At 71.4% G+C, this 24472-nt stretch carries 23 protein-coding genes; 14 read left to right on the plus strand and 9 right to left on the minus strand.

The window, feature by feature from the left end:
* Nucleotides 1-37 precede the first annotated feature (37 nt).
* The gene (locus tag ABZT06_RS09965) at nucleotides 38-682 is read right to left on the minus strand and encodes an HNH endonuclease family protein (RefSeq protein WP_355737595.1); all 645 of its coding nucleotides are present in this window, start codon (nucleotides 680-682) and stop codon (nucleotides 38-40) included.
* Nucleotides 683-1025: 343 nt separating this feature from the next.
* Here ABZT06_RS09965 and ABZT06_RS09970 point away from each other — a divergent pair, with 343 nt between their 5' ends.
* Nucleotides 1026-1607: a TMEM165/GDT1 family protein gene (locus tag ABZT06_RS09970; protein ID WP_355737598.1), complete on the plus strand. Its 582-nt coding sequence runs from the start codon at nucleotides 1026-1028 to the stop codon at nucleotides 1605-1607.
* 192 nt (nucleotides 1608-1799) lie between these two features.
* Nucleotides 1800-2468, plus strand: coding sequence for an HAD-IA family hydrolase (locus ABZT06_RS09975; RefSeq protein WP_355737601.1), 669 nt, complete (start codon nucleotides 1800-1802; stop codon nucleotides 2466-2468).
* Between the two features lie 660 nt (nucleotides 2469-3128).
* On the opposite strand, the gene ABZT06_RS09980 is transcribed toward ABZT06_RS09975, so the two are convergent.
* Nucleotides 3129-4073 (minus strand): peptidoglycan-binding protein, encoded by a 945-nt coding sequence (locus ABZT06_RS09980; protein ID WP_355737604.1) that lies wholly within the window; start codon nucleotides 4071-4073, stop codon nucleotides 3129-3131.
* A gap of 160 nt (nucleotides 4074-4233) precedes the next feature.
* Between ABZT06_RS09980 and ABZT06_RS09985 the strand changes: the two genes are divergently transcribed.
* Nucleotides 4234-6276: an MDR family MFS transporter gene (locus ABZT06_RS09985; RefSeq protein ID WP_355737607.1), complete on the plus strand. Its 2043-nt coding sequence runs from the start codon at nucleotides 4234-4236 to the stop codon at nucleotides 6274-6276.
* A 121-nt stretch (nucleotides 6277-6397) separates the two neighbouring features.
* Here ABZT06_RS09985 and ABZT06_RS09990 read toward each other — a convergent pair whose 3' ends face one another.
* Nucleotides 6398-6886 (minus strand): GNAT family N-acetyltransferase, encoded by a 489-nt coding sequence (locus ABZT06_RS09990; protein ID WP_355737610.1) that lies wholly within the window; start codon nucleotides 6884-6886, stop codon nucleotides 6398-6400.
* A 67-nt stretch (nucleotides 6887-6953) separates the two neighbouring features.
* Between ABZT06_RS09990 and ABZT06_RS09995 the strand changes: the two genes are divergently transcribed.
* From ABZT06_RS09995 to ABZT06_RS10005, 3 genes are all read left to right on the plus strand, one after another.
* Nucleotides 6954-7649: a hypothetical protein gene (locus ABZT06_RS09995; protein WP_355737612.1), complete on the plus strand. Its 696-nt coding sequence runs from the start codon at nucleotides 6954-6956 to the stop codon at nucleotides 7647-7649.
* A 6-nt stretch (nucleotides 7650-7655) separates the two neighbouring features.
* Nucleotides 7656-8330 (plus strand): hypothetical protein, encoded by a 675-nt coding sequence (locus tag ABZT06_RS10000; RefSeq protein WP_355737615.1) that lies wholly within the window; start codon nucleotides 7656-7658, stop codon nucleotides 8328-8330.
* Between the two features lie 156 nt (nucleotides 8331-8486).
* Nucleotides 8487-8879: a hypothetical protein gene (locus ABZT06_RS10005; protein WP_355737617.1), complete on the plus strand. Its 393-nt coding sequence runs from the start codon at nucleotides 8487-8489 to the stop codon at nucleotides 8877-8879.
* A 10-nt stretch (nucleotides 8880-8889) separates the two neighbouring features.
* On the opposite strand, the gene ABZT06_RS10010 is transcribed toward ABZT06_RS10005, so the two are convergent.
* Both ABZT06_RS10010 and proP read right to left on the minus strand, forming a co-directional pair.
* Nucleotides 8890-9561: an O-methyltransferase gene (locus ABZT06_RS10010; RefSeq protein WP_355737620.1), complete on the minus strand. Its 672-nt coding sequence runs from the start codon at nucleotides 9559-9561 to the stop codon at nucleotides 8890-8892.
* A gap of 87 nt (nucleotides 9562-9648) precedes the next feature.
* Nucleotides 9649-11013 (minus strand): glycine betaine/L-proline transporter ProP, encoded by a 1365-nt coding sequence (proP, locus tag ABZT06_RS10015; RefSeq protein WP_355737623.1) that lies wholly within the window; start codon nucleotides 11011-11013, stop codon nucleotides 9649-9651.
* 310 nt (nucleotides 11014-11323) lie between these two features.
* Here proP and ABZT06_RS10020 point away from each other — a divergent pair, with 310 nt between their 5' ends.
* Nucleotides 11324-13330 carry a bifunctional glycosyltransferase 87/phosphatase PAP2 family protein gene (locus ABZT06_RS10020; protein ID WP_355737627.1) on the plus strand — a complete coding sequence of 669 codons (2007 nt, stop codon included), beginning with the start codon at nucleotides 11324-11326 and terminating at the stop codon, nucleotides 13328-13330.
* Nucleotides 13331-13356: 26 nt separating this feature from the next.
* Here the strand turns inward: ABZT06_RS10020 and ABZT06_RS10025 are convergent, their stop codons facing one another.
* A complete protein-coding gene (locus ABZT06_RS10025) occupies nucleotides 13357-14595 on the minus strand; it encodes a cytochrome P450 (protein WP_355737630.1) in 1239 nt (412 codons plus the stop codon).
* A gap of 243 nt (nucleotides 14596-14838) precedes the next feature.
* Here ABZT06_RS10025 and ABZT06_RS10030 point away from each other — a divergent pair, with 243 nt between their 5' ends.
* From ABZT06_RS10030 to ABZT06_RS10050, 5 genes are all read left to right on the plus strand, one after another.
* Nucleotides 14839-16008, plus strand: coding sequence for a steroid 3-ketoacyl-CoA thiolase (locus tag ABZT06_RS10030; protein ID WP_355737633.1), 1170 nt, complete (start codon nucleotides 14839-14841; stop codon nucleotides 16006-16008).
* A 34-nt stretch (nucleotides 16009-16042) separates the two neighbouring features.
* Nucleotides 16043-16282: a hypothetical protein gene (locus ABZT06_RS10035; RefSeq protein WP_355737636.1), complete on the plus strand. Its 240-nt coding sequence runs from the start codon at nucleotides 16043-16045 to the stop codon at nucleotides 16280-16282.
* 60 nt (nucleotides 16283-16342) lie between these two features.
* Nucleotides 16343-16846 (plus strand): hypothetical protein, encoded by a 504-nt coding sequence (locus ABZT06_RS10040; protein ID WP_355737639.1) that lies wholly within the window; start codon nucleotides 16343-16345, stop codon nucleotides 16844-16846.
* Nucleotide 16847: 1 nt separating this feature from the next.
* On the plus strand, nucleotides 16848-17321 hold the full coding sequence (locus ABZT06_RS10045; protein WP_355737642.1) for a pyridoxamine 5'-phosphate oxidase family protein: 474 nt from the start codon (nucleotides 16848-16850) through the stop codon (nucleotides 17319-17321).
* A 127-nt stretch (nucleotides 17322-17448) separates the two neighbouring features.
* Nucleotides 17449-17865 (plus strand): hypothetical protein, encoded by a 417-nt coding sequence (locus ABZT06_RS10050; protein WP_355737645.1) that lies wholly within the window; start codon nucleotides 17449-17451, stop codon nucleotides 17863-17865.
* Nucleotides 17866-18653: 788 nt separating this feature from the next.
* On the opposite strand, the gene ABZT06_RS10055 is transcribed toward ABZT06_RS10050, so the two are convergent.
* Nucleotides 18654-20915: an NB-ARC domain-containing protein gene (locus ABZT06_RS10055; protein ID WP_355737648.1), complete on the minus strand. Its 2262-nt coding sequence runs from the start codon at nucleotides 20913-20915 to the stop codon at nucleotides 18654-18656.
* A gap of 130 nt (nucleotides 20916-21045) precedes the next feature.
* Here ABZT06_RS10055 and ABZT06_RS10060 point away from each other — a divergent pair, with 130 nt between their 5' ends.
* Nucleotides 21046-21879, plus strand: coding sequence for an alpha/beta hydrolase (locus tag ABZT06_RS10060; RefSeq protein ID WP_355737651.1), 834 nt, complete (start codon nucleotides 21046-21048; stop codon nucleotides 21877-21879).
* Between the two features lie 5 nt (nucleotides 21880-21884).
* Here the strand turns inward: ABZT06_RS10060 and ABZT06_RS10065 are convergent, their stop codons facing one another.
* Entirely contained in the window at nucleotides 21885-22583 is a 699-nt protein-coding gene (locus ABZT06_RS10065) for a YoaK family protein (RefSeq protein WP_355737653.1), read from the minus strand.
* A 102-nt stretch (nucleotides 22584-22685) separates the two neighbouring features.
* Between ABZT06_RS10065 and ABZT06_RS10070 the strand changes: the two genes are divergently transcribed.
* Entirely contained in the window at nucleotides 22686-23936 is a 1251-nt protein-coding gene (locus ABZT06_RS10070; RefSeq protein WP_355737657.1) for an alpha/beta hydrolase, read from the plus strand.
* 43 nt (nucleotides 23937-23979) lie between these two features.
* Here the strand turns inward: ABZT06_RS10070 and ABZT06_RS10075 are convergent, their stop codons facing one another.
* Nucleotides 23980-24336, minus strand: coding sequence for a transglycosylase SLT domain-containing protein (locus ABZT06_RS10075; RefSeq protein WP_355737660.1), 357 nt, complete (start codon nucleotides 24334-24336; stop codon nucleotides 23980-23982).
* Between the last annotated feature and the right edge of the window lie 136 nt (nucleotides 24337-24472).

A 24472-nucleotide genomic window follows, 5' to 3' on the forward strand; every position in this document is an offset into this window, starting at 1 on the left:
CGACGGAGGTCCGCGGGGAGATGCCGTTACGGAATCGTCAGCAGTTGGCGAGGTAGTTCGTCAGCGCGGTCTTCTCCGCGGAGTCGACGGAGAGGCCGTAGTAGTACTTCACCTGGACCCAGGCGCGGACGTAGGTGCAGCGGTACGAGGTGAGCGACGGCATCCAGGTGGCCGGGTCCTGGTCGCCCTTGGACTGGTTCACGTTGTCGGTGACCGCGAGGAGCTGCGGGCGGGTGACGTCGTTGGCGAAGGACTGGCGCCGGGCGGTGGTCCAGGCGCTGGCGCCGGAGTCCCAGGCCTCGGCGAGCGGGACCAGGTGGTCGATGTCCACGTCGGAGGCGGCGGTCCAGGTGGCGCCGTCGTACGGGGAGTACCAGCTGCCGCTGGTGGCGGCGCAGGCGGAGTCGGTGACGACGTTCGAGCCGTCCCGCTTGAGGATGTACTCGCGGGTGTTGCAGGTGCCGCTGATGGTGATCCACGTCGGGAACAGGTCCCGGGCGTAGCCGGTGCGGTTCTCGGTCGCCACGGTGAGCGAGGCGAGGTAGGTGCGGGCGGTGGCCGCGCTGACCGGGGTGGGAAGGGCGGCGGAGGCGGTCGGGCCGTTGAGAACCGCGACGGAGGCTATGAGCGCGGTGAGCGCGCCAAGTATGCTGAGCCGTCGACGCGCGTAGAACTTCGGCATGCGAACTCCCTTGGGGGGCGGGGGTGTTGGAGCGCGAGCGATCGAATGCTCGCGGCTCCGTGTTGCGGGGAGATGTGCGTTCGGTGAGAAGTTAGTGACGCGTACATGACACGACAAGGGCTACGGTGAAACGATCACGTACGATGGACGGCGTTGAAGGGGAGTAGCTCTTCGCCGGACCGTCGACATACTGCTCAGCTCGTCTGAGCCGGCGCCCGGAGGCAGGTCTTCAGGGATCGGCCAGCGAGACCTTCGGCCAGTAGTGCACTGACTGTGTGCTGCCGTGCCGAGGCGTCGTTTCGCAGAAACTCTCGGTGGGGCAGCCCCGACCGATTGAGGACCCTTGATCAGCTTCACCGTGACGGCCGTCGTCTTCGGCGTCGTCTTCCTCGCCGAACTGCCCGACAAGACCGCGCTCGCCGGTCTCGTCCTCGGCACCCGCTACCGCGCCTCCTACGTCTTCGCGGGCGTCGCCGCCGCCTTCGCGCTGCATGTCGCGCTCGCCGTGGCGGCGGGCAGTGTGCTGACGCTGCTGCCGCAGCAGATCGTGCAGGCGGTGACGGGTGTGCTCTTCCTGGGGGGCGCGGCCGTCCTGCTCCTGAAGAAGGACGACGGTGACGAGGAGATCCGCAACCCGGCGGACCAGTCCTTCTGGAAGGTCGCCGGGGCCGGGTTCATGCTCATCCTGGTCGCCGAGTTCGGGGACCTGACGCAGATCATGACGGCGAACCTCGCGGCCCGATACGACGACCCGCTCTCCGTCGGTCTCGGCGCGGTGCTCGCGCTGTGGGCGGTGGCCGGACTCGGCATCGTCGGCGGAAAGGCCCTGATGAAGCGGGTCCCGCTGAAGCTCATCACCAAGGTCGCGGCGCTGCTGATGCTGGCGCTCGGGCTGTGGAGCCTCTGGGAGGCCGTGACCGGATGAGCTGAACGGCGGGTGAACTGTTCCCGGCGGTCCCAGGGGAGTGGTGGCGGGAACCCGCCCGATTTTGTACCGTGGAGGAACAAAGTGGCCTCCGCCCGTTTTCCCTGACCGGCGGGCGGGGCCGCCTTGTCCCTTCGGGGGGCGCGGGGGAGACACCTCCGAAGCCCTACGTCCCGCGTCTTGGAGCTGCCGATGACGGCCACCGCCGCCCCCACCGTGCTCACCGCCCGCGCCCTCCTGCTCGACATGGACGGCACCCTCGTCAACTCCGACGCCGTCGTGGAGCGCATCTGGCGCCGCTGGGCCGAACACCACGGGCTGGACGCCGACGAGGTCATGAACGTCGTCCACGGCCGCCAGGGGCACGCGTCGATGGCGCTCCTGCTGCCCGGCCGGCCCATGGAGCAGAACCTCGCGGACAACGCACGCATGCTCGCGGAGGAGACCGCGGACATGGACGGTGTGGTGGCGATCCCGGGCGCGCCGGAGTTCCTGGCCTCCCTGCGCGGGCTGCCCCACGCGCTGGTGACCTCGGCCGACGTCCCGCTGTCCACGGCCCGGATGGCGGCCGCGGGGCTGGGGCTGCCGGATGTCCGGGTCACCGCCGAGTCCGTGGGGGCGAGCAAGCCCGACCCCGAGGGGTTCCTCAAGGGGGCCGCGGAGCTGGGCGTGGCACCGGCGGAGTGTGTGGTCTTCGAGGACTCCGGGGCGGGGATCGCGGCCGGAAAGGCGGCCGGGATGCGCGTGGTGGGGGTGGGCCCGCGGGCCGGTCTGCACGGCCCGGACGTGGTGGTGCGGGACCTGACGCAGGTGAGGGTGGAGCCGGTGGAGGACGGCACGGTCCGTCTCCACGTGAGCTAGACGCCGACGCGGAGGGGGAGTCGGCGGGGGGCCGGCGTGGTCCGGCTCCACGTGTGCTGGACGCCTCAGGACGAGGCAACATGCTTGACCGGATTCCGGGCCCGCGGGGCGCGCAACCGGTCTCCAGCGGGGCGCGCAGTCGAAAGCGGCCTGTGGCTCGGGTAGGGCCTGGACGTGGTGGTACTGGACCTGACGCGGGTGCGGGCGGAGTCGTTAGGGGACAGTGCGATCCGTCTCCACGTGTGCTGGACGCCTCAGGACGAGGCAACATGCTTGACCGGATTCCGGGCCGCGGGGCGCACAACCGGTCTCCAGCGGGGCGCGCAGTCGAAAGCGGCCTGTGGCTCTGGTAGGGCCTGGACGTGGTGGTACTGGACCTGACGTGGGTGCGGGCGGAGTCGGCGGGGGGCCGGCGCGGTCCTTCTCCACGTGTGCTGGACGCCTCAGGACGAGGCAGCATGCTTGACCGGCTTCCAGGCCGCGGGGCGCGCAACCCCGGTCTCCAGCGGGGCGCGCAGTCGAAAGCGGCCTGTGGCTCGGGTAGGGCCTGGACGTCGTGGTACTGGACCTGACGTGGGTGCGGGCGGAGCCGTTGGGGGACAGTGCGGTCCGGCTCCACGTGCGCGACCGGCTCCACTGGCCGCGCACCCGGAAAACGGCCTAAGGTTCCGTCGTCTCCGACTCCAGCCGCTCTCGGGTCACCAGGTCGTACACCCCGTACTCCTGCACCTGGAGCCCCCTGGCCCACTGGTACCGGCTCACCGCGTCCTCGACACCCTCGTTGTAATGCCCGCTCGCCTTCCTCGCGTACTGCCCGGCCTGGGTGAGCCGCAGTTCGAGCTCGACCACCTCCGGCCCCTCGGACCCCCGCCGCAGAACCGGCGGAGCCGTCTCGCGCGCCGCGTCCGACCCGGCGGCCGGGTTGGTCGTGGCGGAGGCCGTCGGGGTCGCCGAGGGTCCGGCCGACCGGGACGGGCTGGGGGAGGCGCTGGAAGCCGAAGGGGACGGGGAGGCTGACGGGCTAGCGCTCACCGTGGCGGACGGGGACGCGGCGGACGGCCGTGCGGACGCCGTGGCCGTGGACGGAGGCGCCGACGCCGCGGTCGTCGTCGCGTCCGGGACCGCCGGCCGTACGTCCCGCGGTGCCGCCTCGTCGCGCGACGGCGGCTCGTACGCGAACAGCCCGCTGGCCAGGCCGGCCGCGGCCACCACGGCCACGACCGCCCCGGCGGTGGCGAGGAGGACCGTACGGCGTCGAGTGCGGCGCGGGTGCGCGTGGGTGGTCTCGCCGCGAGCGGAGGAGCCCCCCGCAGCTTCGAACAGGCTCAGGTCGGTGGGGTTCGGGGTGGCCGTCGGCGGGGTCAGCGCGCGCAGCGGCATCGTCTCGTCCGGCGCGGGCACCCTCGGCACCGGTGCCGTCTCGTCGTCCAGCTCCACGTACGGCCGTATGCGCAGCGGATCGAAGTCCTCCGCCGCGGCCGCCTCCGCCGTACGCGCGTCCCGCAGGGCGTCCGACGCGCGCTGGGTGCACCCGCAGGAGGGGGTGTTGTCCGCCCCTCTCGGCGCCCCGCACTCCGGGCACAGATGGCCGTTCGGCTCCGCCATGTGTTCGTCCCTCCCCTCACAAACTCCAAGGATTATGCAGAACCCCTCCACAGCCGACTTTCGGAAGCCCCCGGAATATCAGCTTCCAAAGGGACTCAACAGGCCGTAAGCGGTCACACCGACCACGATGGAGAGACAACGAAAGCCTCGGGAGGTCTTCATGGCCGCGGATGCGCACGGTATGACGGAGGATGTGCGAGACACGGGAGAGCACCACGTGTCCGGCAACGTCCTCGTCTCGATCGGGGCCCTGCTGCTCGGCATGCTGCTCGCCGCGCTGGACCAGACGATCGTGTCCACCGCGCTGCCCACCATCGTCAGCGACCTCGGCGGCATGGAGCATCTGTCGTGGGTGGTGACCGCGTATCTGCTCGCCTCCACGGCGGCGACACCCCTGTGGGGCAAGCTCGGTGACCAGTACGGGCGCAAGCGGCTGTTCCAGACCGCGATCGTGATCTTCCTGATCGGTTCGGCACTGTGCGGCATGTCCCAGGACATGACCCAGCTGATCGCCTTCCGGGCTCTGCAGGGGCTGGGCGGCGGCGGGCTGATGGTGCTGTCGATGGCGATCGTCGGCGACCTCGTCCCACCGCGCGAACGGGGGCGCTACCAGGGGCTGTTCGGGGCCGTCTTCGGGGCGACCAGTGTGCTCGGACCGCTGCTGGGCGGGCTGTTCACCGAGCATCTGAGCTGGCGTTGGGTGTTCTACGTCAATCTTCCGGTGGGCGTGGTCGCGCTGGCCGTGATCGCCGTCGTGCTGCGGATTCCCCGCAAGTCGACGAAGCACGTCATCGACTACCTGGGGACCTTCCTCATCGCCGCCGTCGCCACCTGCCTGGTGCTGGTGGCCTCGCTGGGCGGCAACACCTGGGGCTGGGGCTCGCCCCAGATCGTCGGGCTCGCCGTTCTGGGGGTGTTGCTGGCGGTCGCGTTCGTGGCGGTCGAACGGCGGGCCGCCGAGCCCGTGTTGCCGTTGAAGCTGTTCCGGGTGCGGACCTTCACCCTGTCCGCCGTCATCAGCTTCATCGTCGGGTTCGCGATGTTCGGGGCCATGACCTATCTGCCCACCTTCCTCCAGGTGGTGCAGGGGGTCTCGCCGACCATGTCCGGTGTGCACATGCTGCCCATGGTCTTCGGCCTGCTGCTGTCCTCGACGGTTTCCGGGCAGATCGTCAGCCGTACCGGGCGCTGGAAGGTGTTCCCGGTGGCCGGGACCGCGGTCACCACGCTGGGGCTGCTGCTCCTGCACCGGCTCGACGAGAGCAGTTCCACCTGGCTGATGAGCCTCTACTTCTGTGTGTTCGGGCTGGGACTCGGCCTGGTCATGCAGGTACTGGTGCTGATCGTGCAGAACGCCGTCTCCTACGAGGATCTCGGCGTCGCCACGTCCGGCGCGACCTTCTTCCGCTCCATCGGGGCGTCCTTCGGCGTCGCCATCTTCGGTACGGTCTTCGCCAACCGGCTCGGGGACAAGCTGGCCGAGGCCCTGCGGGGGGCCCAACTGCCGCCCGGTGTCTCGGTGTCGGGGATCGAGGCCGACTCCCGGGGGCTCGCGCAACTGCCGGGCTCGCTCAGGCCCGAGGCGCTGCACGCGTACGCCTCCTCGATCACCGACGTCTTCCTCTACGCCGCGCCCGTCGCCTTTCTCGGGTTCGTGCTCGCGTGGTTCCTCAAGGAGGACCGGCTGCGGGGGTCGGTCACGGCGCCCGACGTCACGGAGACGCTGGCCAGCAACCCCGTGGAACGCTCGTCCTACGACGAGGTGTGCCGGGCACTGTCGGTGCTCGGGACCCGGGAGGGGCGGCGGGAGATCTACCGGGAGATCACCGTGCGGGCCGGGTACGACCTGCTGCCCGCGTCGAGCTGGCTCGTGCTGCGGATGCGGAAGTACGGGTGGGTGGAGCCGGCCCTGCTCGCCGAGCGCACCTCCGTGCCGCTGAGCGCGATCATCGAGGCGGCGCGGCAGGTGGAGGGACGGGGGCTGGCGTCCCGGCAGGGCCTCGACATGCAGCTCACCGATTCGGGGCGGGAGGTCGCCGCGCGGCTCGCGTCGGCTCGGGAGGAGTCGCTGGGGGAGCTGCTGGGGGACTGGTGGGGGCCCGACCGGCCCACGGATCTCGCCCAGCTGGTCAAGGACCTGAACGACGAACTGTGCGGCTCCGACCGGGAACAGCCGCGTGAGGGGCCGGCGGCCCGGCTGTGACGGTGCCCCGGGCGGTCGGGCTGGGGCGCCTGAGGGGGTGCCGGGTTCGGTTGCCGGGCGAGTGCGGGTGCGTTGTGGCTGGTCGCGCAGTTCCCCGCGCCCCTGGCGCCCGTCCTCCTCGCTACAACCTCTTGCCCAGCGTGTGGTCCGCGTAGATGTCGTCGCTGTACGGCTCGATCTCCTCGTAGCCGAGCCGCGCGTACAGGGCCAGGGCCTCGGTCAGGTCCTTGCGGGTCTCCAGGATCACGCGGGTGGCGCCCAGGGCCCGGGCCGCGGACTCCGCCGCTTCGACGAGGAGGACCGCGCCGCCCTTGCCGCGCATGTCCTCGTGCAGGTAGACCCTGGTGAGCTCGGCGCTTCCGTCGGGGCGCAGCCGTATGCCCGCTGTGCCGGCCGGCTCACCCGCGTACCTGGCCACCAGCAACAGGCCTGTCGGAGGCGCCAGTTCGCCGCCCGTGTGGCTCGCCACCTCCCGCTCCAGCTCGGCCGGGTCTGTCCTGCGGTTCTCGTGGAGCAGGTAGTAGCGGTCGCTGACCTCCGTGTAGTAGGCGCGCCAGAGTGCCGCTGCCGTGGGGGAGCCGGGAGCTTCGGGGGTGATGGTCCAGGTCATGGCCCGATTGTCGCGTACACATATACGGAGACGGTTTGAATAAAACGTTCAGGGCAACCCGCCAATTATGTCAACAGGCCTGATCATCGCTCTGATCGTGATCGTGGCGGCCGTCCTCATAGTGGCGGCCGTCCTGACCCTGCGTGGCCGGGGCGCGCAGCACGGCCGGGGCCTGAAGCGACGCTTCGGGCCCGAATACGACCGTACCGTGGCCCGGCACGACGGGGACGAGAAGGCCGCCGAACGCGAACTCGCCGAGCGCGTCGAGCGGCACGGATCCCTGCGCGAGCAGCCACTGGAACCGGCGGAGCGCCAGCGGTACGAGGACCGCTGGACGGCCGCCCAGGAACGCTTCGTGGACTCCCCTCGGGAGGCCGTCGCCGAAGCCGACCGGCTGCTCGCCGAGCTCGCCGAGGCCCGGGGCTTCCCCGGCGGCGGGCAGTACGACGAACAGTTCAACGCGCTGTCCGTGCACCACGCGGACCACGTGCACGGCTATCGGCGGGTGCACGCGGTGGCCGGTGCCGGCGCCAACGCCCGGCAGGACGGCGACGGCCGGACGGACACGGAGGACATGCGTGCCGCCATGGTCGAGGCGCGGGCCCTCTTCGAGGACCTCGTCGGCCCGCCGCGCAGCCGCGAGGAGTCCCGTACACCCACCGGCGAGTCCCCCGCGCGCGCGGGTCAGCCCCGCGACGGTCGCCACGACAGCCGGGGACATCTGCCGTGGGCATTCAACAGGCGTCACGCGAAGGGGAGTTGAGCTGACATGACGGATGCCACGAGCAAGCCGGGCGCCGACGGCACCCGGGGTGAGGGAAGGATCGGCAGGGGCACGGGCGACGACCCCGCGGGTTCGCACAGCCCCCTGGTCACGCCCACCGAGACCGAGGCGCCGGATCTGGACCCGGCGGGACGTCCGGCGGGCACGAGCGGCGCCGAGCGGCGCAGGCCGGGCGCCGGTGACGAGGGCGGCTTCGGCGGTGACACGGCTGCCGGCCGTGACAGGACGTCCGGCCTCGGTCGTGAGACCGAGAAGGGGCGGGACGCCGGTTCCGACGCCGTCGGCGGTGTCGGAACGGGCGTGGGCGGCCCCTCGGGCCACAGGAGTCACGAAGGCCACCTGGGTCGCGAGGGCCACGAGGGTCACGAAGCCGGGCTGCTGCCGCACGACGAGTGCGACAAGCTCAGCACGCGGCTCCAGCACGCCGTCGCCGGGTTCGTGGACGAACCCCGGTCCGCCGTCGAGGAGGCCGACCACGTGCTGGAGGAGGCCGCCGCCCGGTTCACCGAGGCCGTGACGCAGCGTCGGCGCACCCTGCGCAACTCCTGGCAGAGCGGCGACGGCGGCCGGGACAAGGCCATGAGCGCCGGTGACACCGAGCAACTCCGGCTGGCGCTGCGGGACTACCGCGAGCTGACGGAGCGGCTGCTGCACAGCTGACACCTCGTCCATACGTACGACCGGCCTGCCGCCCGAAGTCGGGCGGCAGGCCGCTTTGGGTACCTTGCGCCGGACACCGCCGTGCCGGGCGATTTATCATGCGGCGGCGGTGAGCCGACGTGGTTGCCGCGCAAGGACCTTCCAGGAGGAGCGTACGTGCTCGAACTCACCATGGCCGTCGTCACCGCGGCGGAGGAGGGTGCCACGGCCGGGATGCAGATGGCCGACGCGCCCAGTGACCCGGGCACCGTGCTGCGGGTGGGCCGGGACAAGTCCGTGTGCCGGCTCGCGACCCCCGACGACTGGCTGTTCGTCTCCCGGGTGCACCTGGAGTTCCTGTGCGGGCCCGAGGGCGTCTGGCAGGTGACCTGGTTGCAGGGCTCGCAGCCCGATCCCTCGTCCGAGGTGCAACTGGTGGCCGGGGCCTACGCGCAGCCGCTGGTCTACGGCGGCTCCGTGACGCTGCCCCGGGGTGGCAACGGCGAGATCATCATCCGCGACCGCACCGCCCCACGCAGCGTCAACGTCGGCTTCTACCACGAGGCATGAGCGTCCCGGCTCACGGCAGTACGCGCGCCAGCGCGAAGCCGTCGTAGCCCTTGCCGCCCACCGTCTGGATCGCCGTGGCGCTCAACCTCGGGTGCCCGCCGATCAGTTCGAGCGCGGTGCGGGTGCCCTGTACGTCGGGGGCGGGGTTGTCGGGGTCGGCCACCCGGCCGCCCCGTACGACGTTGTCCACCACGATCAGGCTGCCCGCGCTGGTGAGCTTGATCGCCCACTCCACGTAGTGCGGGTTGTTGGCCTTGTCGGCGTCGATGAAGACCAGGTCGAAGGGGGGCGGGTTCTCGTCGGCCAGCCGGGGGAGGGACTCCAGGGCGGGGCCGACCCGCACCTCGACGACCTTGTCGAGGCCCGCGCGCGCGAGGTTGCGGTGGGCGACCTCGGCGTGCTTCGGGTTGTACTCCAGCGAGACCAGCCGGCCGTCGGCGGGCAGGGCGCGGGCCAGCCAGATCGTGCTGTAGCCGCCGAGCGTGCCGAGTTCCAGGACCGTGCGGGCGCCCTGGATCTGGGCGAGGAGCTGCAGGAACTTGCCCTGTGGCGCGGTGATCGCGATCTGCGGCAGGTCGGCGGCCTCGCTGTCGCGCAAGGCCGCCCGGAGTACTTCGTCCTCGGGCGCGAGGTGGGTGGTGAAGTAGTCGTCGACGTCGTCCCAGAGCTGCGACTCGCTCATGCACCTGTGCCTTTCATATGCCTAGTTAGATCGGCTAACTAGTTGCGCTAATGAATATAGTCGCGCTCCCACGCCCTGTCAGGAGATTCAGTTCTGCGGCGGCGAGCCGGGCAGCGGCCGGCCCGCCGACTCCGTCATGAACCACACCGCCACACCGCCGATCACGGCAGCGGCCATCATGTAGTAGGCGGGCATCATCATGTTCCCGGTCGCGCCGATCAGCGCGGTCACCACCAGCGGGGTCGTGCCGCCGAAGAGGGACACCGAGACGTTGAAGCCGACCGAGAGGGAGCTGTAGCGCACCCGGGTGGGGAAGAGGGCCGGGAGGGCGGACGGCATCGCCGCCGTGAAGCAGACCAGCAGCAGGCCCAGCGCGCCCATGCCGAGCGCGATCGCGAACAGGCTGCCCTGGCGGATCAGCAGCAGGGCCGGGACCGAGAGGAACAGGAAGCCCGCGCAGCCCGCGGCGATCACCGGGCGGCGGCCGACGCGGTCGCTCAGGGCGCCCGCGAAGGGCTGGACGACCATCATCAGCGCCATCACGGCGAGGACGACCAGCAGGCCGTGCGTCTCGTCGTACTTGAGCTCGCTGGTCAGATAGCTCGGCATGTACGACAGCAGCATGTAGTCGGTGACGTTGAAGACCAGGACCAGGCCCACGCACAGCAGCAGGGCCTGCCACTGGCCGGTGATCATCTCGCGCAGCGGGACCTTTCGGCGGCTCGACTCGGCCTTCGCGGCCTCGGCCGTGAACGCCGGGGTCTCCTCCAGGCGCAGCCGCAGATAGAGGCCAATGACACCCATCGGGCCGGCGATCAGGAACGGGATCCGCCAGCCCCAGGACACCAGGTCCTCGGTGGACAGCAGGGCCGTCATCAGCGTGACCAGGCCGGCGCCGGCGATGTATCCGGCCAGGGTGCCGAACTCCAGCCAGCTGCCGAGGAAGCCGCGCTTCTTGTCGGGCGCGTACTCGGCGATGAAGGTGGAGGCGCCCGCGTACTCGCCGCCGGTGGAGAAGCCCTGGACCAGGCGGGCGGCCAGGAGCAGCAGCGGGGCGCCGACGCCGATCGTGGCGTACGACGGGATCAGGCCGATGGCGAAGGTGCCGGCCGCCATCATGATCATGGTCACGGCGAGGACCTTCTGGCGGCCCACGCGATCGCCCAGCGGGCCGAAGACCAGGCCGCCGAGGGGGCGGACCAGGAAGGCCGCGGCGAAGGCGCCGAACGTGGACAGGAGCTGGGCGGTCGGGTTGCCGGACGGGAAGAAGACCTTGCCCAGGGTGACGGCGATGTAGCTGTAGACGCCGAAGTCGAACCACTCCATGGCGTTGCCCAGCGCGGCGGCCTTCACGGCTCGCTTCACGAGGGCCGGATCGACGGCGACGGCCTCGGGGGTGCCGGGGTCGTGAGGGGTGCGGACGGGGTGAGAGAGGGCGGGAGCACTCGCCAAAACTTCGCTCGCCTGCCTTTCGACGGGGACAAGGGCAAAAAGCGACCATAGGCGGACTTGCCGGGCTTACGTCCTGCTCACGTCCGGTCGCGAACCGTAAATAAACGTGCTGTATGCAGGTACCCTGCGCCCGGTTCGGGACGCGCCTTCCCGGAGCGCGTGTGATCCATCTCGCGCCTGACTGCGCGTCGCCCCTCCCGGCGGACTAGTGTCATTCGGACAAAAGGAGACGGACGTCAGGTGAAGGTGGGGTGGCCTGCGTCCTTCCTCATGGGGGCATGGCACGAACGGGACGAGAGGCCGACGCGGCGTGGCGAATGCGGAGCACAGGGGGACCACCGAGGTCCAGGCGCGGCTGCGCGCGGCAAGGCTCGCTCTATGGCTGGTGGCGGCCGTCCTCGCCGCACGCGAGCTGGCCGTCGTCCTCAGGACCCCCAGAGGCGAGCGGCTGACGGACCTGGAGACCTGGGTCGGCCCGGACGGCGTCCTGCACGTGAAGGGCTCGCTGTACGACTCGACCCAGTTCACCGGTACCCCGTTCGGGGGACTCGTCCTGAAGCCGCTCACCCGCGCAGCCGAACAGGCCCTCGGCTGGGGCTGGACCTTCGGCACCCTGCTCCTGGTCGTCGCCCTCGGTCTGGTCGCCGCCCGCGCCCTGCCCCAGCCGGTCGGCCGCCGCACCTCCCTGCTGGCCGCGCCGGTCGCGATCAGCCTCCTCATGCTGTCGCTGCCCGTGCGCAACACGCTCTACCTCGGGCAGACCAGCATCATCCCGGTCCTGCTCGTCCTGGTCGGCTGCTTCGCCGTACGGGGTGAGCGGGTCAGCGGACTGCTCATCGGTCTCGCCGCCGCACTCCAGCCCACGGTCCTGCTCTTCGCGCCCCTGCTCTGGTTCACCGGCCGCCGCCGGAGCGCCCTCACCACGGCCGCGACCTTCGCCGCCGGCACCGCGCTCGCCTGGGCCGCGCTGCCGCACGACTCGTACACCTACTGGGTGCACCACATCGCCGGCACCGGCCTCGGCGGCCCCGCCGACGACCTCGCCAACCAGTCCCTGCACGGCCTGCTGCTGCGCCTGGGCGTCACGGGACCGCTGGAGATCTCCCTCTTCCTCGCGCTCGGGGCGGCCGTCGCCGCGCTGGGCGTGCGCCGGGCCGTGCGCTACGCCCGCGACGGCCAGCTGCTGCTCGCCGTCGCGATCACCGGCTGCGCGGCGATCGCCGTCTCGCCGACCACCTGGCCGCACCAGCTCCTGTGGGTGCTGCTCGCGGTCGTCGGGCGAGTCGGCAAGCGGTCCTCCGACCGGTACGTGTGGCCGGTCGCCGTCGTCGTGGTGATGACCCTGCCGACGACGATGCTGCTGCCGCACATCTCGGCGCTGTACCCCCTGCGGGACAACATGGTGCTGCTGGCCGCGCTCGCGGCCGCCACGGTGATCCCCTTCCTGTCGCGCACCTCACCGCACTACCAGACGCCGATCCCCACGGAATACGCCCCCGCGGTGCCCGCGCGGTTGCGGCGCGTACCGCTGCTGCCGTTCCTGCGGCGCGTGCTCACTCGGCCGAACCTGCTCCTCGAACTGCTGCTCATGCGGGTCACCTACGCCGCCTACCAGCAGGTGAGGCTCGCGGCGACCGGGGGCAGCAACTCGGCGGGACGGCTCACCGCGGAGGAGCACGGCCGGCAGGTCTACGACCTGGAACGCCTGCTGCACATCGACATCGAGCACTGGGTCAACCACGCGGTCGTCAAGGTCGACTGGCTGCGGAACTTCTTCGACTTCTACTACGAGTCCTTCCACTTCGTGGTCCCGCTGAGCGTGCTGGCCGTCCTGTACTGGCGGCGCCCGGTGGACTACCGCTGGGCCCGGGCCTCGCTCGGGTTCGCGACCCTGCTGGCCCTGGTCGGGTTCTGGCTCTATCCGCTGGCGCCGCCGCGGCTCATGCCGGCGCTCGGGATCATCGACACCGTGCACGGGGTGCAGGACTTCTCGAAGCCGGATTACGGGACGCTGACCGCGCTGACCAACCAGTACGCGGCGATGCCCTCGCTGCACTTCGGGTGGTCGCTGTGGTGCGGGGTGGTGATCGCGGTCGTCGCGCCGAGGTGGTGGATGAAGGGGCTGGGGTTGCTGCATCCGTTCTTCACGGTGTCGGCGATCGTGGCCACCGGGAATCACTGGGTGCTGGACGCGGTCGGGGGTGCGGTGGTCGTCGGCGGTGGGTTCGGGTTGTCGTACGTCTTCCAGGGGCCGCGGGCACGGGTGGTCCGGGTGGCGGCGGAAGCCGATGAGGAGCGGGCGTTGGTGAAGAGGTAGCTGCGCGCCCCTGAAAGACACAGACCTCAACCGAGCGTCACTTGGAGCTCCTTGACGCCGTTGATCCACGCCGAGCGCAGGCGGCGAGGGTCGCCCGCCGCTCGTAGGTTCGGCATGGCGTCGGCGATGGCGTTGAAGATCAGGTTGATCTCCAGGACCGCGAGGGACTTGCCGAGGCAGTAGTGCGGGCCTCCGCCGCCGAAGCCGAGGTGGGGGTTGGGGTCGCGGGTGATGTCGAAGACGTCCGGGTTCTCGAAGACCTCGGGGTCGTGGTTGGCAGCGGCGTAGAAGATGCCGACCCGGTCGCCCTTCCTGATCTGCTTGCCGCCCAGTTCCGTGTCCTGGGTGGCCGTGCGCTGGAAGGAGTTGACCGGGGTGGCCCAGCGGACGATCTCCTCGGCCGCCGTCGAGGGGCGTTCGGCCTTGTAGAGCTCCCACTGGTCGGGGTGGGTGAGGAAGGCGTGCATGCCGTGGGTGATGGCGTTGCGGGTCGTCTCGTTGCCCGCGACCGCCAGCATGAGCACGAAGAAGCCGAACTCGTCGGAGTTCAGATTGCCTTCGTCCTCCGCGGCCACCAGTGTCGTGACGATGTCCTTCGCCGGGCACTGCTTGCGGTCGGCGGCCATGTTCATCGCGTAGGCGATGACCTCCATGGCCGACTCCTGGCCGACCTGCTCGCTGACGGCGTACTCCGGATCGTCGTACGAGATCATCTTGTTGGACCAGTCGAAGATCTTCGCCCGGTCGTCCTGCGGGATGCCGATGAGCTCGGCGATGGCCTGCAGGGGCAGCTCGCAGGCGACCTGGGTGACGAAGTCGAAGGACTCGCCGGGCAGGGTGCGGGCGGTCTCCACGATGGCGTGGGCGCGGTTGCGCAGGCGTTCCTCCAGGGCGCGGATGGCCCGGGGGGTGAACACCCGCTGGACGATCCCGCGGACCCTGGTGTGCTCCGGCGGGTCCATGTTGAGGAGGATCAGGCGCTGCGCGTCGATCGCGTCGCGCTCGATGCGTTCGTTGAAGCGGATGATCGCCGTGTTGAGGTACGACGAGAAGATCTCCGGGTGGGTGGAGACGTACTTGACGTCCGCGTGCCGGGTGACCGCCCAGTACCCCTCGTCCTGGAAGCCGGCGACATTGCCCGGCTGAGGGATCCAGCGCACCGGTTCGGCCCGGCGCAGTTCGGCGAACTCCGGCAGCGGTACGCGGCTTTGCAGCAGGTCGGGGTCGGTGAAGTCGAACCCGTCGGGAAGCGCTGGACACGACATCGGCAACTCACTCCAGCCGTTCGACAACTTTCTGACGGCCCATCAGGAACAGAGCTGCCGTGAAGGTAGTAACGGGTTCTACAAGAGGCAAGGGGCACGGGACCTCCAATTGTGTGCACGACCCTTGCGGTGGTGGGTGGCTCGTCAGCAGACTGCAAAGCGGCACGAAGTAGAACACGTACTAGTTCTGCGTCTGCGCCACGGAAGTTCCTTGGATCCGTTCGGAGGAGAGGACCCGCACCCATGGCCGCCGAACCCGTGATCGTCGAAGCCGTCCGTACCCCCATCGGCAGGCGCGGCGGCGCGCTCGCCAATCTTCATCCCGCCTATCTGCTGGGCGAGACCTACCGTGAACTCCTCGGCCGCGCCGGCATCCCCGCCGACGCGGTGGAACAGATCGTCGGCGGCACGGTCACCCACGCCGGCGAGCAGTCCATGAACCCCGCGCGCACCGCCTGGCTGACCGTCGGTCTGCCGTACGAGACGGCGGCCACGACGGTCGACTGCCAGTGCGGCTCCTCCCAGCAGGCCTCCCACATGGTCGCCAACATGGTCGCGGCCGGGGTCATCGACGTCGGCATCAGCTGCGGTGTCGAGGCGATGTCCCGAGTGCCGCTGGGGTCGGGCTCGAAGCACGGGCCCGGCAAGCCGTTCCCGGACGAGTGGAACGTCGACCTGCCCAATCAGTTCGAGGCGGCCGAACGGATCGCGCGGCGCCGGGGGCTGACCCGGGAGAACGTCGACTCGCTCGGACTGATCTCCCAGGAGCGGGCGGCCGTCGCCTGGTCCGAGGAGCGTTTCAAGCGGGAGACGTTCGCGGTCCAGGTGCCGACCACCGAGGACGAACAGCGGGCCGGGCAGGGCATGTGGCGGCTCGTCGACCGGGACGAAGGGCTGCGCGACACGTCCATGGAGGCGCTGGCCGGCCTGAAGCCGGTCATGCCGACGGCGATCCACACGGCGGGCAACTCGTCCCAGATCAGCGACGGTGCCGCGGCGATCATGTGGGCGTCGAAGCGGATGGCGCGGGCGCTGAAGCTGCGGCCGCGGGCGCGGATCGTGGCGCAGGCGCTGGTCGGCGCCGACCCGCACTTCCACCTCGACGGCCCGGTCGACGCGACCCGCGCGGTGCTCGGCAAGGCGGGCATGTCCCTGAAGGACATCGACCTCGTCGAGATCAACGAGGCGTTCGCCTCCGTGGTGCTCAGCTGGGCCCAGGTCTTCGAACAGGACCTGGAGAAGGTCAACGTCAACGGCGGCGCGATCGCGCTCGGGCACCCGGTGGGGGCGACCGGGGCGCGGCTCATCACGACGGCCCTGCATGAACTGGAGCGCACGGACAAGGAGTTCGCGCTGATCACGATGTGCGCGGGCGGGGCGCTGGCGACGGGGACGATCATTCAGCGGCTGTAGACAGGTCTTGATGCGAACTGGTCAACTCGGTTCCATGCTGATCAACGTGATCCTCCGTGTCCTGCCCTTCTACATCCGCGAACCGATCATGATCGCGATCTGTCTCTTCTTCTCCGGGCTGGGCCTCTACTGGTTCGTCATGGCAGGGGGCCTGGGCCGGGCCGGTATGGGGTTGTTGTTCCTGGCGATCGCGGTCCTGCGCGGATTCTTCTTCCGCAAGGAGTGGAGAACCCACCGGGCGGCGAAGGAAGGGGGTGTCGCCGCGCCGGCGTAGCGCCGCTGCCGGAGAGGGCGGGGTGCCGTGCCAGCATCCTGCCCAGGGCGAGCCGCGCCGATGAGTTTCCGCCGTCGCCTCGGTCCTGACTGCCAGGAGGTGTTCGCGATGGGCGCGTCGGTACGGCAGGAAGCTCTGGAGCGGCTGCGGGTTCTGGCCGGGGAGTGGGTGGTGGAGGCGGAGTTTCCCGGACAGGCGACGGGGATCGGGCGGACGGTGTTCGAGTGGACGCTGGACGGGCAGTTCCTGGTGCAGCGGACCGACGTCCCGGACCCCGCGCCGGACAGCACGGCCATCGTGGCGGTGGAGCCGGGGACGGGGGCGTACACGCAGCACTACTTCGACGCGCGGGGTGTCGTACGGCTCTACGCGATGACCTTCGACGGCGAGGTGTGGCAACTGCTGCGTGAGGAGGAGGACTTCTCCCCGCTGTCCTTCCGGCAGCGCTTCACCGGGAGGCTGAGCGCCGACGGCGACAGCGTCCACGGCCTCTGGGAGCGGACGAAGGACGGTTCGGCCGAGTGGGAGACCGACTTCGGGCTGACGTACCGCAGGAGCCGCTGAGATGAGGTCCGCCGACAGGCGGCCCACGGTCGAGAACGCGCGCGCGATCGTCGACGCGAGCCGGTACCTGGTGCTGGCCACCGCGGACGCGGAGAGACGGCCCTGGAGTACCCCGGTGTACTTCGCGCATGTGGCGTGCCGGGAATTCCTCTGGGTGTCCTCGCCCGAGGCCGTCCATTCGCGGAACATCGCGGTGCGGCCCGAGGTGGGGATCGCGGTCTTCGACTCCTCGGTCGAGATCGGCACCGGGCAGGGGGTGTACGTGTCCGCCGTCGCCGCCGAGCTGGTGGACGGGGCCGAGCGGGCGCTGGAGGTCTTCTCCCGGCGGTCACTGGGGCACGGCGGCCGCGTCTGGACCCTCGACGACGTCCGGGGCGACTCGGGGATGCGGCTGTACCGGGCGGTGGCCGGAACGCACTCGATGCTGGCGAAGGACGGGCGGCCGGATCACCGGGTGACGGTCGAGCTGGGGTGAGGGTGTAGCGGGCTGCACCCGGGTCCGGGTGTGCGGTCCCTCGTGGCGGCGGGCGCGGGCCGGGATCGTGGATCACGGATCGCAACGGTCCGTCGGTCCAGGTCACCGCCCACGTAAGGAAGACCCCGTGTCCTCTTCGCCCACTGCCGTCAAGTCCCTCTTCGCCGACCTCCTGCTCTGGCCCCTCTTCGCCGGCGGCCTCGCCGCGAGCGGTGCCGCCGGATCCGTCCTCGACGGCACGCAGAAGGACATGGCGACCTACGCCGGTGGCGTGGTCGCGCTCATCGCGGGGTCGCGGATCGCCCGGAAGCCGAGGATCAAGGCGTTCCTGTCGCGCCCCGGCGCGCTGTGGTTCCTGTTCCTCTTCAACGGCGGCATGGCCGTGACCTTGTACTTCGTCCTCGGCGGGGTGGACGGCGTCATCGCGGCCTCCGCGATGGGCATGGTCTCGCTGGGCGCGGCGGGCGGCCTCGTGACGAGCCACCGCAAGAGCGCCGAGGAGGACGCGCAGCGCCCCGCGGTGCAGGGCACGCCTTGGGCGTGACGCGGTGGGGTGAGGTGCTGGGGCAGATGCCGGGGGGCGGGTGAGTGGGGCGCGGGTGCCGGGTGGCGGGGGCGTCGTCGGGGCGGGCGCGGGCGCCGTGTGCGGGGGCCGGTGCTGGGGTGGGGGTTGTGCCGGGTGTTGGGGTCGTCGCTCGGAGCGGGGCCTCCGGGGGTCGGGGTCGGCGATGCCGGGGTAGTGCTGGGGGCGCGGGCGCTTGGCGTTGGGGTCGGCGCCTGGGGTGCGAGCGCCGGGTGTTGGGGTCGGCGCTGGGTGCGGGTGCCGGGGGTTGGGCTCGTCGTCGGGAGCGCGGGTGCCGTGTGCGGGGGCCGGTGCTGGGGTGCCGGGTGCTGGGGTGGGAGCGTCGGGTGTTGGGCTTGGTGCTGGGGGTGCGAGGGCCTGGTGTGGGGCCCGGCGCTCAGGTACGGAGGTCAGTTGTGGCGGCAGCGCCTGGTGGCTAGGTCGGCCGCGGCGGGCAGGGGCCGGGCGTGCCGGGCGCCTCGGGCCTGGCCCAGCCGTGAAGATCGGCTGCGGCGGGCCGCACCCGGCCGGTGGTGGTCGTGCTGGTCGAGCTTGCGTCGGCGGGTGGTTGGTCGTGCTGGTCAGCCCTGCGTCGACCGGTTCGATGACCGAGCGCCCGCCGACGCATAGCCCGCCACGACGACCGACGGGCCCTGCGTCGACCGGTTCGATGACCGAGCGCCTGCCGACGCGTAGCCCGCCACGACGACCGACCCCCCTTCCGGCCAGTGGGAAAAAGGCGGCACCGCCCACAGGCCACGGGCACGGAGTCACCCGACGCGCCCGATCGCCGCCGCCGTCTCCGCCGCGGACCCCGTGTCGCCCGCCGCCGTGAACAGGTCGTACGCCCGGGTGAGATGTTCGCGGGCCTCGGTGAGCTCGCCGCAGTGTTCCAGGGCCGTGGCGAGGCCCAGGAGCGCCCGGCCCTGGAAGCGGCTGGTGCCGCCGTGGGTGACAGGTGTCATGACGGCCCGGAAGGCCTCCACGGCTTCGGGCCAGCGCTCCAGGGCGAGCAGGTCGCGGGCGATCTGGTGACGGACGATGGCCTCGGCGAACTCCTGGAACCCGGGCACGTCACCGGCCCGGTTGCCGAGCAGGGCCAGGTGGACGGCCAGCGCCTCCTCGGCGCGGCCCGATTCCCGCAGGGCGCTGCCCAGGACACGCCGGGAGACTGCCTGGCCCGCCTCGTCACCGGTGGCGGTGAAGAGTCGCACGGCGGCTTCGGCTGCCTCGGCCGCCTCCGCGGGGCGGTCCAGGTTCATACAGGCCCCCGCGATGTAGGTCGACGCCCACGCCTGCTGCGCGATGTCGCCCGCCTCCGTCGCCAACTCCAGTGCGCGGCGGGCGTGTTCCTCGGCCTGCTGGTGCCGGCCCTCGCTCACCGCGTACGTCCAGGCGAGGCAGTTGAGCTGGTGGGCCTCGGCCGCCCGGTCGCCGAGCGCCGCCGCCGAGCGGACACCGTGGGAGAACAGGGTGCGCCACTCCGGCCAGGCGTCCCAGCGGTCCGAGAACCAGTACAGCGTGCGAGCCGTGTGGAGGATCTCCCGGTGCCGGCCCGCCGCGAACATCACCGGCAACGCGCCTGCCCAGTGGGCGCGTTCGACGGTCAGCCACTCCTCGGCCTCGGCGGTGGACGCGGGAGTGAAAGGGGCGGGTCCGCCCGCCCACGGCTCCGGCGCCCCCGGCGCCTCGAACAGGCGGCCCGCCATCGAGGCCGAACGCAACAGCCAGTCCGCCATCCGGAGCTTGACCTGGAGCGCGGCTTCCTCCTCGTCCCGAAGCCGCTCGCGCGCGAAGAGCCGTACGAGATCGTGCAGGGCGTACCGGCCCGGCGCGGTCTCCTCCAGCAGGCCCCGGTCGACCAGCAGGTCGAGGGAGTCCTCGGTGGTGAACGGGTCCTCGCCGGTGAGGACCGCGGCGAGGTCGGGCCCGATGTCGTGGCCGGGTACGAGGGAGAGGCGGCGCAGCAAGACGCGGTGCGGGTCGGTGAGTTGACCGTAGGAGAGGGTGAGGGCACTGCGTACGGCGAGGTCACCCGCGACCAGGCCGCTCAACCTGCGTTCCTCGTCGGCCAGTTGGCCCACCAGCCGGGCCGGGGTCCAACTCGGGCGGCTGGACAGGCGGTTGCCGACGATTCGCAGGGCCAGCGGGAGGTGCCCGCACAGCTCGCTCAGCCGGGTGATCGCCTCGGACTGGCCGTCGGTGCGCGGGGCGCCGAGGATCCGCTCCAGCAGCCTCGTCGACTCCCCGCCACTGAGACCGCCGAGCCTGATCCGCCGGACGCCTTCGAGACCCGCCAGCGGCCGTCTGCTGGTGACCAGCACGAAACTGCCCTCGGCGTCCGGCAGCAGCGGCCTGGTCTGGGTCTCGTCGGCCGCGTCGTCGAGGACGACCAGCGCCCGCCGGCCGGTGAGCGCGGCCCGGTAGACGGCCTCGCGGGCGACGGGGTCGACCGGGATCCGGTCCGGGGGGTGGCCCAGGGCCGTCAGCAGGAGGACCAGCGCCTCGGCGGCCGGCAGCGGGGAGTCGCTCATGCCGTGCAGCTGGACGCAGACGCTGCCGTCCGGGAAAGCGTCGGCCAGCCGCCGTACCGCTTCCGCCGCCAGGGTCGTCTTGCCCTGCCCGCCCGGCCCGAAGAGCACCGCCGCACGCGTGCGCGTGCCGGTGGCGAGCGCCTGAAGATCCGCCAGTTCCTGCTTGCGGCCGGTGAAGTCCGGGACGGTCCGCAGGAGATACGGCGAGACCGGCGGACCCCCGCGGTCCCGGCCGGCGTCGGCCAGCCGCCGCAAGCGCTCACCCTGCTCGGCGTCGAGCCGCAGGGCGGCGGCGAGCGCGTCGACCGTGCGGCGCTGCGGTCCCCGGCTGCGTCCGCGCTCCAGGTCGCCGAGCGCGCGCACGCTCACCCCGGACGCCTCGGACAACTCCTCCAGGGTGAGCCGGGCGGTCCGGCGCAGGGACCGCAGCATCACACCGAAGGCGGTGCCGCCGTGCGGTACCTCGGACTGCGCAACTCCGTGATCATGACTGGTCATCACGACAATTAGAACAAGCGCTTCCTGCTTCCGCCGCTACTTCCGCCGGTACTTCCGCCGGTACTTCTGCCTGGTGATCACCGCCCGCCCCTGGTGTGCTGGAGACTCACCTACCAGAGGACGCAACGACATGGCGTACATCACCGTCGGCGAAGAGAACAGCACGCCGATCGAGCTCTACTACGAGGACCACGGCACCGGACAGCCCGTCGTGCTGATCCACGGCTACCCGCTCGACGGCCACTCCTGGGAGAAGCAGCTCCCCGCGCTGCTGGAGGCCGGCCACCGGGTCATCACCTACGACCGCCGCGGTTTCGGCCGCTCCTCGCAGCCCACCACCGGCTACGACTACGACACCTTCGCCGCCGACCTCGACAAGGTGCTCACCACCCTCGACCTGACGGACGCGGTCCTCGTCGGCTTCTCGATGGGCACCGGCGAAGTGGGCCGCTACCTGGGCACCTACGGCTCGGGCCGGATCGCGAAGGCCGCCTTCCTGGCCTCCCTGGAGCCCTTCCTGCTGAAGACCGACGACAACCCGACGGGCGTGGACCAGTCGGTGTTCGACGGCATCCTGGAGGCCGTCACCAAGGACCGGTACGCCTACTTCGACGCCTTCTACCAGGACTTCTACAACCTGGACGAGACGCTCGGCAGCCGGATCAGCGAAGCGGCCGTCCGGGGCAGCTGGAACGTGGCGGCGGGCGCCTCGGCGCACGCGTCGGTGGCCTGCGTGCCGACCTGGATCACCGACTTCCGCGCGGACGTGGCGAAGATCGACGTACCGGCGCTGATCCTGCACGGCACCGGCGACCGGATCCTGCCCATCGACGCGACCGGCCGGCCCTTCCACGCGCTGCTGCCGTCCGCCGAGTACGTCGAGATCGAGGGCGCGCCGCACGGCCTGCTGTGGACGCACGCGGAGGAGGTCACCTCGGCGCTGCTGGCCTTCCTCGCGAAGTAGCCGGGCTACTCGCGCCCCGAGGCGGTCACCGCCAGCAGGGCCACCAGACCCGCCGCGATCGCCAGCGGAATCGCGAGGCCGTGGTGGAGCACCAGCCACGCTCCCACCCCGGCCCCGGCCACCATCGCGATCACGGACGCCGTCCGGCGGGGGGAGCGGGTGCCCGGGCCGCCGCCGGCCCGGGAGTCGGCGGCGAGGCCGGTCAACGTCATGGTCAGCACGGTCGTCGTCAGGTCAGGGACACCGAGCCTGCGGACCGTGGCGTTGCGCAGCCCCATGGCGAACGCCGTGACGGCGATGAGGGTGTAGGCGGTGGCCGTGGCGCCGGGCGCGGCGAAGGCGACCACGGCCGAGACCCCCAGGAGCACCGCCTCGGCGGCGAGGGTGAGCCGGGCCCAGGTGCGGCGGGATCCCCCGCCGAGCCGTACGGCGACCCGGCCGCCCGCGATCGCGCCCACCACGAAGGACCCCAGCGAGGTCAGCGTGTGCTCCACCGAGAAGCCGGGGGCGCCGGCCGCGGCGAACCCGAGCACGACCACGTTGCCGGTCATGTTCGCGGTGAAGACGTGTTCGAGGCCCAGATAGCTGACGGCGTCGATCAGTCCGCTGACCACCGTCAGCCCCAGCAGCACGGCCACCAGACGCAGCCCGCGCGCCTCGGGATCGCCATCTGCCTTCGTGTCGGTGCTGCTCTGTTCGCTCATCGCGTCTCCGGACGGCCGGACGGTCGGGTGCACCCAAGTCCACCATGGTTGCGGGGGACTCTCGGATGTCGGGGCGCCCCGCGCGTCCGTAGCGTCGGGGACATGAGTGATGAGACGCGCACATCCCATGCAACGCGGGTGAGTTGGCGTACCCGGAGGGGACTCGCCGGAGCGGCGGCCCTGCTGCTCGCCGGGCTCGCCGCGGCCCCGGTGGCAGCGGCCGCCGGTGAGCGGGCGCAGCAGCCGCGACGCGGTGACCTGGTCTCCGTCGAGCCGGTCGCCGACCGGGACGCCAGGCAGGTCAGGTCCTTCCTGGCCGAACGAGACGTCGACACCGGCGTGGTGCGGTACGGCGTAAAGGCGTACCGGCTGACCTACCGGACCGTCGACCCGTACGGCCGGCCCACCACCGCGACCGGGCTGCTGACGCTTCCCCGGGGCGGCACCCACCGCCTCGACCTGGTCTCGGACACCCACGGCACGATGGTCGACCGCGACTACGCGCCCTCGGCGAGCGAGGACTTCGGACGGGTGCCGTCGTATCTCAACGCCGCCGCGGGCCGCGCGGTCGCCGCCCCCGACTACCTCGGTCTCGGCAAGGGCCCGGGCCCGCATCCGTACATGGACACCGCCTCGTCCGTGACCGCCTCCGTCGACATGCTGCGCGCCGCGCGGACGGCCTCGCAACGGCTCGGCCGCCCGCTGACCGGCCAGGTGTACGCCACGGGCTTCTCACAGGGTGGCCAGGTCGCGATGGCGCTCGGCAAGGCCCTGCAGAGGGGCGCCGACCGGCACTTCCGGCTGAGGGCGCTCGCGCCGGTCAGCGGCCCGTACGACCTGGAGGGCCAGGAGATGCCCGCGCTGTTCGAGGGCCGGGTCAACGACACCAGCGGGGTTCTCTACCTCTCGTACTGGCTGGTCGCGCAGAACCGCCTGCACCCCCTCTACAAGGACCCCGCCGAGGTCTTCCGCGCGCCGTACGCGAGCCGCGTCGAGGGCCTGCTCGACGGGAGCCACGAGGAGGAGGACGTCGTCAGGGGGCTCGCGCCCTCGGTGAAGCAGCTGCTCACGCCCGCCTCCTACGAGCGTCTGCGGCACCCGTCCGGCGCCGTGCTGGACGCGATGCGCGCCGCCGACCACACCTGCCACTGGAAGCCGGAGGTGCCGGTACGGCTGTACGCCGGTACCGCCGACACCGACGTGCCCATCGGCAACACCCGGGCATGCACCCGCACCCTCGCAGGTCAGGGAGCGAGGGTGCGGGTGGTCGAGCAGGGGCCGGTGGACCACTTCGGTTCGATCGTGGTGTCGGCCCCGCAGGTGGTGCGGTTCTTCGACGGCGTACGGCGGTGAGGTGAGCGACGGGGACGCGTACGGCGGTGACGCGTGCGGCGGCTCAGTACCAGCCGTTGGCCTGCCAGAAGGCCCAGGCGCCGGTCGGGCTGCCGTAGCGGGAGTTCATGTAGTCGAGACCCCACTTGATCTGGGTCTTGGCGTTGGTCTTCCAGTCGGAGCCCGCGGAGGCCATCTTGGAGCCGGGCAGGGCCTGGACCAGGCCGTAGGCGCCGGAGGAGGAGTTCGTCGCGTCGATGTCCCAGCCGCTCTCGTGCTCGACGATCTTGCTGAACGCGGCGTACTGCGCGGCGTTCGGGATCATCTTGTGCGCGACGGCCTGGGCCTGGGCGGGCGAGTTGGTGGTGGCCGCCTGGGCCGGCGCCGCGCTCAGGGCCAGACCGGCGGTGGCGGCGGCCATCGCGACGGTGGTGATGGCCTTCTTCGGGGACGGGGCTGTCGCTCGCGATCCCGGGGGACATGCGTCGGCGCCGAGGCCCGTGGGCTTGTCGGCGCCGTGCGACGTCGTCCAGAGAAACAGGCTCGGAAGGCGCCCG

The sequence above is a fragment of the Streptomyces sp. NPDC005483 genome, assembly GCF_040606035.1.
GTDB lineage: Bacteria > Actinomycetota > Actinomycetes > Streptomycetales > Streptomycetaceae > Streptomyces.

What these genes read in the sequence shown, in the direction of transcription:
- ABZT06_RS09965 (WP_355737595.1), bottom strand. Translation starts at nt 682, where the DNA reads ATGCCGAAGTTCTACGCGCGTCGACGGCTCAGCATACTTGGCGCGCTC.
- ABZT06_RS09975 (WP_355737601.1), top strand. Translation starts at nt 1,800, where the DNA reads ATGACGGCCACCGCCGCCCCCACCGTGCTCACCGCCCGCGCCCTCCTG.
- ABZT06_RS09980 (WP_355737604.1), bottom strand. Translation starts at nt 4,073, where the DNA reads ATGGCGGAGCCGAACGGCCATCTGTGCCCGGAGTGCGGGGCGCCGAGA.
- ABZT06_RS09985 (WP_355737607.1), top strand. Translation starts at nt 4,234, where the DNA reads ATGGCCGCGGATGCGCACGGTATGACGGAGGATGTGCGAGACACGGGA.
- ABZT06_RS09990 (WP_355737610.1), bottom strand. Translation starts at nt 6,886, where the DNA reads ATGACCTGGACCATCACCCCCGAAGCTCCCGGCTCCCCCACGGCAGCG.
- ABZT06_RS09995 (WP_355737612.1), top strand. Translation starts at nt 6,954, where the DNA reads ATGTCAACAGGCCTGATCATCGCTCTGATCGTGATCGTGGCGGCCGTC.
- ABZT06_RS10000 (WP_355737615.1), top strand. Translation starts at nt 7,656, where the DNA reads ATGACGGATGCCACGAGCAAGCCGGGCGCCGACGGCACCCGGGGTGAG.
- ABZT06_RS10010 (WP_355737620.1), bottom strand. Translation starts at nt 9,561, where the DNA reads ATGAGCGAGTCGCAGCTCTGGGACGACGTCGACGACTACTTCACCACC.
- ABZT06_RS10025 (WP_355737630.1), bottom strand. Translation starts at nt 14,595, where the DNA reads ATGTCGTGTCCAGCGCTTCCCGACGGGTTCGACTTCACCGACCCCGAC.
- ABZT06_RS10030 (WP_355737633.1), top strand. Translation starts at nt 14,839, where the DNA reads ATGGCCGCCGAACCCGTGATCGTCGAAGCCGTCCGTACCCCCATCGGC.
- ABZT06_RS10035 (WP_355737636.1), top strand. Translation starts at nt 16,043, where the DNA reads ATGCTGATCAACGTGATCCTCCGTGTCCTGCCCTTCTACATCCGCGAA.
- ABZT06_RS10040 (WP_355737639.1), top strand. Translation starts at nt 16,343, where the DNA reads ATGAGTTTCCGCCGTCGCCTCGGTCCTGACTGCCAGGAGGTGTTCGCG.
- ABZT06_RS10045 (WP_355737642.1), top strand. Translation starts at nt 16,848, where the DNA reads ATGAGGTCCGCCGACAGGCGGCCCACGGTCGAGAACGCGCGCGCGATC.
- ABZT06_RS10055 (WP_355737648.1), bottom strand. Translation starts at nt 20,915, where the DNA reads ATGACCAGTCATGATCACGGAGTTGCGCAGTCCGAGGTACCGCACGGC.
- ABZT06_RS10060 (WP_355737651.1), top strand. Translation starts at nt 21,046, where the DNA reads ATGGCGTACATCACCGTCGGCGAAGAGAACAGCACGCCGATCGAGCTC.
- ABZT06_RS10065 (WP_355737653.1), bottom strand. Translation starts at nt 22,583, where the DNA reads ATGAGCGAACAGAGCAGCACCGACACGAAGGCAGATGGCGATCCCGAG.
- ABZT06_RS10070 (WP_355737657.1), top strand. Translation starts at nt 22,686, where the DNA reads ATGAGTGATGAGACGCGCACATCCCATGCAACGCGGGTGAGTTGGCGT.
- ABZT06_RS10075 (WP_355737660.1), bottom strand. Translation starts at nt 24,336, where the DNA reads ATGGCCGCCGCCACCGCCGGTCTGGCCCTGAGCGCGGCGCCGGCCCAG.